Origin of the sequence: Cyanobacterium sp. T60_A2020_053 (assembly GCA_015272165.1) — a bacterium.
GTDB lineage: Bacteria > Cyanobacteriota > Cyanobacteriia > Cyanobacteriales > Cyanobacteriaceae > Cyanobacterium.
In genome coordinates, this window is sequence record JACYMF010000089.1 from 1 (window position 1) to 4037 (window position 4037).

The window sequence follows — 4037 nt, forward strand, 5'->3', positions numbered from 1 at the left end:
ACAGTTGTTTCAACCTATCAGAAAATTGCATATCATCCCGCAATGATGCAACGCCAAAAATTGAGTTATTATGGGGGTGGAGAGACTTGAACTCTCACGACCGATTAAGGTCAACGGATTTTAAGTCCGCAGCGTCTACCATTCCGCCACACCCCCTTTTGGGTTTTTTATTTTGTGAATTGCTCACAGACAACTATTCTAACAAATTAATTTAAAAAGTGCAAGGACTTGAGAAAAAAGAGAAACAGAGAGCGATTTTGTTTTATGATAAGGGCTTTGGTCAAATATAAATAATTCAATAATCATCAAATTATTATGACAACAGATTTAGTTACGATTATGAAACAAGAGGTAGGCAAGGCGGCAGCCCACCGTGTAAAATCTAATTCCGTGGTAGGTTTAGGCACTGGTTCAACCACAGCTTATGCTATTCAATATATCGGCGAAAGATTGGCTAGTGGTGAGTTAGAAAATATCATTGGTATTCCTACCTCTTTTCAAGCAGAAGTGTTGGCAAAAAAATATAATATACCTCTGGCTACTCTTGATACTATTACTGATATTGATATTGCCATTGATGGGGCAGATGAAGTTGACCCGCAGAAAAATTTGATCAAGGGGGGGGGCGCTGCGCACACTCGTGAAAAAGTGGTGGATAGTCTTGCTAAGGAATTTATTGTCGTAGTTGATGCTGGTAAGCTAGTAGAAAAATTGGGTTCTACTTTTCTCCTTCCTGTGGAGGTTATTCCCATGGCGGTTACTCCTGTTATGAGCAAACTAGAAGCATTGGGAGGTAAGCCTGAGTTGAGAATGGGCATTAAAAAAGCTGGTCCAGTGGTGACGGATCAAGGTAATTTAGTAATTGATGTTAAATTTGATGATATTTCTAACCCCAGCGCCCTTGAATCTACCATCAATAATATTCCGGGAGTATTAGAAAATGGTTTATTTGTGGGTGTTACTGATGTAGTTTTAGTCGGTGAAATTATTGACGGCAAAGCCGTTGTCAAGGAGTTTTAAGCAAAATAGGCAGAGGGGGAAGGGGAGGCAAAGGAAGAAGGGGAGGCAGAGGGAGAAGGGGAGGCAGAGGGAGAAAGGGAAGCGGGGGGAGAAAGGGAAGCAGAGGAAGAAGGGGAGGCGGAGGGAGATAATTAATTATCAATTATCCATTATTATCCATTGTCTTTATCAAACCTGTAATCAGTTATAATCAAAATCGAAAAATCCTGAACTGAAATTGTAATGTTAAATCAAAAGGGCTTAAATATAGTTGTTAGTGGCTTGATGCTTGGTTTAATTTCTATGTCACCTAGCGTCGCTCAAGATTCTACTAACATCCGAAGTAGTGAAGAAATGAATCGTAATGACAATAGCGATCCATTATTACTTCCTAATCAAGCTCAAGAGGTGGAAATTATTGATCGCCCTGCGATTACCCTTGAAGAGGCTATATCTCTTGGATTGACTAATAATAAAGATTTGAGTAGGGCAAAATTAGAGTTAGATCGCTCTCAAGAGGGTTTAAATGCTGCCCAAGCTCAAGAAAAAATATTTGTCGATGGCACGGCTGACACTACTTTTTCGGGTAATCAAGCTCAAGGTTTTCTTGGTAATACTCATAATCTGAGTACGGGCGCTGGGGTAGAATTGGGTTATCGTCTTTACACGGGGGGAAGGTTGGAAGCAACGATTAATCGGGCGCGGGAAGAAATTAAATTCGCTGAATTGGAAGTTAATCGTTTGACGCAACAAACTCGTTTTGAGGTGGCAACGGCTTATTATCAGTTACAAAATGCTGATGCACAGGTGAATATTGCTCAGGCGGCGGTAGATGATTTTACTCAAACTCTTAGAGATGCTGAATTGTTGGAGCGCGCTGGATTGGGTACTCGTTTTGATGTGTTACAAGCTAGGGTAGATTTGGCTAATGCTAATCAAGGGTTAACTAGGGCGCGCGCCGATCAACGCAATGCTAGACGAGAGTTAGCCACGGTTATTGGTATTCCTGCTACGGTGGAGTATAGCGCGGCGGATGAAATTGCAGAGCAGGGAGAATGGAGTCTTTCCCTTGAGCAGAGTATTATTCAGGCTTACCAAAATAGGGAGGAGTTAGATCAAATTCTCGCTCGAAGGGAAATTAATAATCAAGACCGTATTATTGCTGTATCACGGCAGAAACCACAAGTTAATTTGTTTGCTAATTATAATTTTAATCTCAATGTTGCTGGTATCAGTCCGTTGGGCATTACGGGTTACAGTGATGGTTATAATGCCGGCGCCCGTCTCACTTGGAATTTACGGGATGGTGGAGAAGCAAAGGCACTGTCCAAACAAGAAGAAATTAGTATCGCCATTGATGAAAATGATTTTGCTGGGCAACGTAATGCTATTCGCCTTGAGGTGGAAACTGCTTATAATGATTTAACAGCTAACAAAGAGAATATTGGTACTACTGAACAAGCAGCTATTACCGCTACGGAAAGTTTAAGGTTAGCGAGATTACGTTTTCAAGCAGGAGTCGGCACTCAAACTGACGTTATCAATGCGCAACGGGCGCTGACGGAAGCGAGGGGGAATTTTCTCCAAGCCATTATTGGTTATAATCAATCTCTCAATCGTTTACAGCGCGCGGTTAGTCAGCAGTAGTTTTGGTGAGGGGAGGTGTCAGGTTTCGGGTGTCGCGGTGTCGCGGTGAAATGCTTATAAATTAAAGACCTTCGCCAAACACTGACTTTTAATAAATCGAACATTTCTATCAATGATTTTTAGTTAGAGTAGAGCAAAGAGGGGCATTTTTAAGCAAAAAAGACCATTTTTGGAACTTTTTTTGGTTTTTATGTTAGTGAAAATCTTTATTTGACAAGATTTTGGACTTATTCAGCAGACCCTAATTATCTCTCCTCTGCTACCCCTTCCTCCTCTGCTAAAAATCTAAATTTTGGTTCGACTTTGCAAATTGGGGGCGCTTTTACAGAGGTGAATTAAAGCGCACTCCGCACATCTCGGCGCCCGTGCATTACACACGGCACGACCATGATAAATTATACTGATGGAAAAATTTTCCCATTCTGGTTGCGGTAATAATTTCATCAAATCTCGCTCAATTTGTACGGGTTGATCGTTTTTAGTTAAACCTAAACGGTTACTTAACCTTTTCACATGGGTATCTACCGTTACCCCTTCAATGATACCAAAACCGTGAGCAAGAACCACATTAGCGGTTTTGCGCGCTACCCCGGGTAGTGTTAATAACTCCTTCATGGTGCGGGGGAGGGCGCCGTCAAATTCAGTAACAATTTTGACACAAGCGCCTTGAATATTTTTGGCTTTATTACGAAAAAATCCTGTGGAGTAGATTAAACGTTCTATATCTTCACGATTAGCCGAAGCTAAACTAGGCGCATCGGGATATTTAGCAAAGAGATGGGGAGTAACTTTATTAACACGCTCATCGGTACATTGTGCCGATAAAATGGTAGCTACCAATAATTGTACAGGTGTCTCATAATCAAGGCTACAAGTAGCATCTGGATATAACTGCTTTAAAATTGAGAGGATTTCTACTGCTTTTTTCTTTTTACTAATTCTCATGGATAATTGATAATGGATAATGGACAATGGACAGTAGAAGAAATGAAGAAGTAATTGTTTTCTAAATTCTAAATTCTAAATTCTAAATTTTTTCTCCCCTTCTCCCTATCCAAAACAAATACATTTTGGTGCTAATCCAAACGAAATCTCAATGGGGTAAGAATATTTTTCTTGTTAATAAAACTTAATCTTATGGTATAGTAAATGGTCGCTCTTTCACTGCACAGAGGAGGAAATGTTAAATACTGCAACTTAAAAAAAAGAATGGTTTAGTAATACCAAGGCTGACTTATTATCAGGTTTGGTAGTTGGTTTAGCTTTAATTCCCGAAGCCATAGCCTTTTCTATTATCTTGAAATGTGAGTGAAAGACCCCCGTTGAATTTCTCAACAAAAAAATACCCACTGAAATCAACGGGGGATGTAAACGAACCAACAAAAAAATCG

At 40.2% G+C, this 4037-nt stretch carries 3 protein-coding genes, 1 tRNA gene and 1 pseudogene; 3 read left to right on the forward strand and 2 right to left on the reverse strand.

Translation table 11 applies throughout. From position 1 onward, the window contains the following. Positions 1-71 precede the first annotated feature (71 nt). Positions 72-156, reverse strand: a tRNA-Leu gene (locus tag IGQ45_12515). Positions 157-309: 153 nt separating this feature from the next. Between IGQ45_12515 and rpiA the strand changes: the two genes are divergently transcribed. After that, positions 310-1020, forward strand: a complete 711-nt coding sequence (gene rpiA / locus IGQ45_12520; protein ID MBF2058005.1) for a ribose-5-phosphate isomerase RpiA — start codon at positions 310-312, stop codon at positions 1018-1020. 222 nt (positions 1021-1242) lie between these two features. Further along, positions 1243-2646, forward strand: coding sequence for a TolC family protein (locus IGQ45_12525; protein MBF2058006.1), 1404 nt, complete (start codon positions 1243-1245; stop codon positions 2644-2646). Positions 2647-2931: 285 nt separating this feature from the next. On the opposite strand, the gene nth is transcribed toward IGQ45_12525, so the two are convergent. Then, positions 2932-3591, reverse strand: coding sequence for an endonuclease III (gene nth, locus IGQ45_12530; GenBank protein MBF2058007.1), 660 nt, complete (start codon positions 3589-3591; stop codon positions 2932-2934). Between the two features lie 235 nt (positions 3592-3826). Between nth and IGQ45_12535 the strand changes: the two are divergent. Then, positions 3827-3943: pseudogene (locus IGQ45_12535) on the forward strand (SulP family inorganic anion transporter). Positions 3944-4037: the final 94 nt, after the last annotated feature.